Below are 4,480 nucleotides of genomic sequence, written 5' to 3'. Positions count from 1 at the left end.
GTGGAGCCATGAATCCCACCGCAAGACCGCCCGAGCCAAGACCGTCGAGGACCTCATCGCGGCGTAATCAACCGGCCACCCGACAGGCTCTCAGGCACTGGAGTTCACGACACGGTCGACGTCGGCGGTGTTGGCACAACCGGTACTCCACGAACCACCAGATCATGCGTCGAGCATGCGCTGCACGGCATCGCCCGCTGGCACAACCTCCTTCAAGCCGGGCTGAGCAAGCCAGATCGGGCTCGAGCGGGGCGCAACGCCATGTGAGTGATTCGGGCAAGGCGGTCGGGTCGCAGTCCACGCGCCGCCAGAAGATTGGGGCGCTCTTTCGCTAGTGTCCAGGGTGCCGCGCCTTACACGGGCAAACGGCGGGCGCCCCAGCTCATCAATTCAGCAGCAAGGAACAATCACCATGGCCGTGTGCGAGGTCTGCCACAACGACTACGAGCTGGCGTTCGAGGTGCGTGCCGCGGGAGGGGCGGTCCACGTCTTCGACAGCATCGAGTGCGCCGCCCAGAAGATCGCCCCGACCTGTGTCAACTGCCAGTGCCGCATCCTCGGCCACGGCATGCAGGCCGACGGACAGTTCTTCTGCTGCGCACACTGCGCGCGTGAGAAGGGATTGTCCCAGTCCCAGCTCGTGGATCACGCCTGAACCCCTCGGCTGGCCGGGACGCCCGCGGCGTTTGTCGATGCTGCCGGACCTGGCCTCGGTGCGACCTTTGCGTGGTCCTGGCATGGGTGAGCGCCAGGCTGTCGTCGACGCAATCCAGCAGGGTCGGCCCGATGTGGCACGCGCGACCATGACGGCCCTCTCAGCGGACGCGGCGCCCGGGAGTCGATTCCCGCGCCCCGCGCGCCAACCCATACCGGGCCGCCGCATGCACTCCACCCACATGTCTCCAACGCCCCGACCGCCACCTGGGATAACGCAGCGAACACGCAGGGCACCGACCGAGAAGCAGTGGGTGATGCGGCAGCGGACCCTGCTGACGGTCAACAGGGCAGGCCAACGATCACTCCCACCGCTGCGCGACAGCCCGGCGCCGGCGCAGACTGGGGAAAATGAACCCTTACGAGGGGCTGGCCACGGTGGAGCGCACGGACGGGACCCTGGTCCGCGTGTGGGCCGAGGTCACCGTCGCCCAGGAGCACAGCCCGGCAGACGCGAAGCCAAGGATGAGCAACCAACACGCGCGACCTATTCGGGTTTGTGAGCTGAAGCGCCGCCTCGTAGCGTCCGATGCGGTGGCGATCGGGGATCGGGGCGGCGATCTTCGTCGCGCTCGGACCTAACGGCCCGTGCCTCCAGTGCTGGCCTGCTGCTCGCCATCGCCCCGTTGGTGACCTGCCTTAACGCTGTGACAGCCGGAGTACTGCCTCAGATAGCAAAAAGTCAGCTGACGCTCCGTCGTCCACTGGCCCGGAGCGAGGCATTCAGGCACCCTTCTCCGGACTGAGGCTGCACCGCAGCTGGTCGGGTCGCCACGGCTTGTCGGGTTGCCGATCTGGGTGGCCCATTCGATGATGGGGCCTGTCGCGGGCCGTCTTGTGAGCACCGCCTTCTTTGTGGCGCACGCGTGTGGCTGTCGATGCCACGTCGCAGTCATGAGGAGCGTTCCCGGTGCCATTGGCCGGGGCGTAGGGCTTTCGTTGGCAGAGGTTCTCTGATGCCGCGAAGAACTGCAGCTCTGCATTCTTGAGCCCTGAATGACAGCTTTGGTTTAGCTCTGGCGCACTGGCGCAGGGGCGAAGGAGGACCCCTTGCTCAGCGCGTTCGTCCAGGTGTTCAGAACCCCTGACCTGCGTAAGAAGTTGTTCTTTACGCTCGGCATCATCGTGCTGTACCGCCTGGGGTCGCATGTTCCGATCCCGGGGGTGAGTTATGAGAATGTCCAGACATGTGTCGACGCGGCGTCGGACAGTGGTGGCCTGCTGGGTCTGGTGAATCTCTTCAGTGGTGGGGCTCTACTGCAGATCACGGTGTTCGCGCTGGGCATCCTGCCGTACATCACGGCGAGCATCATCCTTCAGTTGCTGACGGTGGTCATCCCGAGGCTGGAGGCGCTGAAGAAGGAGGGCGCGGCCGGGCAGGGGAAGATCACCCAGTACACCCGCTATCTGACGGTGGCGCTTGCTGTCCTGCAGGGCACGGGCCTGGTGGCGACCGCCCGCAGTGGTGCGCTGTTCCCGAACTGCCAAGCCGCCGCGGGCATTGTGCCGGATGATTCGATCTTCACGACGGTTGTGATGGTGCTCACGATCACTGCCGGGACAGCCTGCGTGATGTGGCTCGGCGAGCTGATCACCGAACGCGGCATCGGCAACGGAATGTCGATGCTTATCTTCATCTCCATTGCCTCCACATTCCCGGGAGCGTTGTGGGCCGTAAAGCAGGAGGGCAAGATCGCCGACGGGTGGCTCAGCTTCGGCAGTGTCATTCTCGTCGGGTTCGCCATGGTGGCCCTGGTCGTCTTCGTGGAACAGGCACAGCGCCGCATCCCGGTGCAGTACGCGAAGCGGATGATCGGCCGCAAGTCGTACGGCGGAACGGCGACCTACATCCCGTTGAAGGTCAACCAGGCCGGTGTGGTCCCAGTCATCTTTGCTTCATCGCTCCTCTACCTTCCTGCGTTGATCGCACAGTTCTCCCACTCGAACGCGGGATGGGCCACGTGGGTCACGCGCAACTTTGTCCGCGGCGACCACCCCTACTACGTGGCCACGTACTTCCTGCTGATCGTGTTCTTCGCGTTCTTCTATGTGTCGATCACGTTCAATCCGGAGGAAGTGGCGGGGAACATCAAGCAGGCCGGCGGGTTCATCCCGGGTATCCGGGCCGGCCGGCCCACGGCCGAGTACCTGGGCTACGTCCTCAACAGACTTACCTGGCCGGGATCGCTGTATCTGGGGTTGATCGCACTGGTGCCGACGGTGGCGTTCGCGAGCTTCGGCGGCGCCAACCAGCTCACCGGTACGAGCATCCTGATCATCGTGAGCGTCGGGATGGAGACGGTCAAGCAGATCAACAGCCAGATCGAGCAGCAGAGCTACGAAGGCTTCCTCCGATGACGCCTCCATAGATGCTGCGATGCGGCATCCATCCCCGAGGAGACCTCGGAACCTACGCTTCTCAGGACTGCGTCCACGCCGGGAGCGGGGAAGCCGATGTGCCCAGATGGTTGGGATCCGACCGGGGCGGGACCTTCGCCGCACGTTCCTTTTCTCCGCCAGGCCGCTGTCCTGCGGCGACGAGCGGCCGGGCCGCCGTCGCAGCAGCGGGAGCACGCTGATTGGCTCTCACGGATGGCCGTTTGTGTGAGAGGTCGGTGGTGCGGGGCTGTGGACGCCGGCCAAGCCCGCCGTAGGGCGGCTCGTAGGGTTCAGCCGTCTCGGCACGGGCGGTCGTTGCGCTGGTGACCTGCAGCGCGTAGGCCAGAGCCCGGTCCTCCCTTAACGGGCGCCGCCAGGCGCTCCGGGAGCCGCGTGATGGCGTCGGCCACCGCGAGCCCGAGTGTGACGCCGGCGGCGGCAGCGATGGTCTCCGCCCAGGCCGCGTCGAGGGAGCCGGGCAGGACGGCGCTGGTGAGCCGGCTCGCACCCGACAGGACCGCCACTGAGGCCAGCGCGGCCGGCCAGCGGTGCCGTACCCCTTCGATGATGTCGTCGACGACATTCAAGAGGAGCATCATCGCCATGATGCAGGAGCCGCCGAATTCATCGCCCCAACCCACCGCGGTGACCCCGGCCCCGAAAGCGAGCACCGACAGCCAGAGCCCTATCAGCCGCCAGCAGGGCGTGGGTTACTGCCGTCTCGCACCACGCGGGATCCAGAAGAACCGCGGCCCATGCCCCGTTCCCCCGTGGCCGGCTCCTGTTGGCGCTCAGGAGTAGGTCGCACGAGAGCGCGCAGCGGTTGTGGAGCCTCATTGCGAATCAGCGCGGCACGATTGCCCTCATGACCCAGGAGATCCACGTGGCCGTCGCGGCGGCGAGCCCTTTAGGGGCCGTCCGGGAGCCACCGCCCAGCTCAGCCCGCTGCCGACGTGGTGTGTCCGATGACAGCAACCCTGCCGATCCCCTAGCCGGTGACAAGTAGCGTGCCGGTCCGGTGAGCACAACTTCCGTGCTTCGCCGATGCGGAGCCGCAGGTCGGCGTTCGTCGCTGGTGACACCTATCGTGCTTCGGCTCAGCTGCTGCGCGGAGACACGTTGGTTGGAACCTGGTCCAGAGAGTTGGATCCAAGGACCTTGGTGCCGGTTCGGAGGGCGCCGGAAGATTTCAAGTCCAGTGAGACGGTCGTGACGCTATGAGGTTTGTGGTGCGGGTTCCCTGCGCTTGGCCGGGTCGTTGATCCATGCCGTCTGGGGTATCTCGGGTGGTTGGGGGCGGCGGCCGAAGCGTTCGGGGTGGCGGGCGTATGCCTCGGCGAGGGTGACCGCGCGCTGGTCGCGGACCTCCCCGGCGGTCCCGAAGTGG

The 4,480-nt window shown here is 66.0% G+C and carries 3 protein-coding genes; 2 read left to right on the top strand and 1 reads right to left on the bottom strand.

Going from position 1 to position 4,480, the window contains the following annotated elements; all coding sequences use genetic code 11:
- The first annotated feature begins 412 nt into the window (after nt 1-412).
- Together ABZV38_RS39750 and secY are read left to right on the top strand one after the other, a co-directional pair.
- The gene (locus ABZV38_RS39750) at nt 413-655 is read left to right on the top strand and encodes a hypothetical protein (RefSeq protein WP_266752715.1); all 243 of its coding nucleotides are present in this window, start codon (nt 413-415) and stop codon (nt 653-655) included.
- Between the two features lie 1,109 nt (nt 656-1,764).
- A complete protein-coding gene (gene secY, locus ABZV38_RS39745) occupies nt 1,765-3,072 on the top strand; it encodes a preprotein translocase subunit SecY (protein ID WP_356333765.1) in 1,308 nt (435 codons plus the stop codon).
- Between the two features lie 311 nt (nt 3,073-3,383).
- On the opposite strand, the gene ABZV38_RS39740 is transcribed toward secY, so the two are convergent.
- Nucleotides 3,384-3,692: a hypothetical protein gene (locus ABZV38_RS39740; protein ID WP_356333763.1), complete on the bottom strand. Its 309-nt coding sequence runs from the start codon at nt 3,690-3,692 to the stop codon at nt 3,384-3,386.
- Nucleotides 3,693-4,480 lie beyond the last annotated feature (788 nt).

Origin of the sequence: Streptomyces sp. NPDC005181, from assembly GCF_040608395.1 — a bacterium.
In the GTDB taxonomy this organism is placed as follows: domain Bacteria; phylum Actinomycetota; class Actinomycetes; order Streptomycetales; family Streptomycetaceae; genus Streptomyces.
This window is presented reverse-complemented; position numbering and strand designations above follow the sequence as displayed.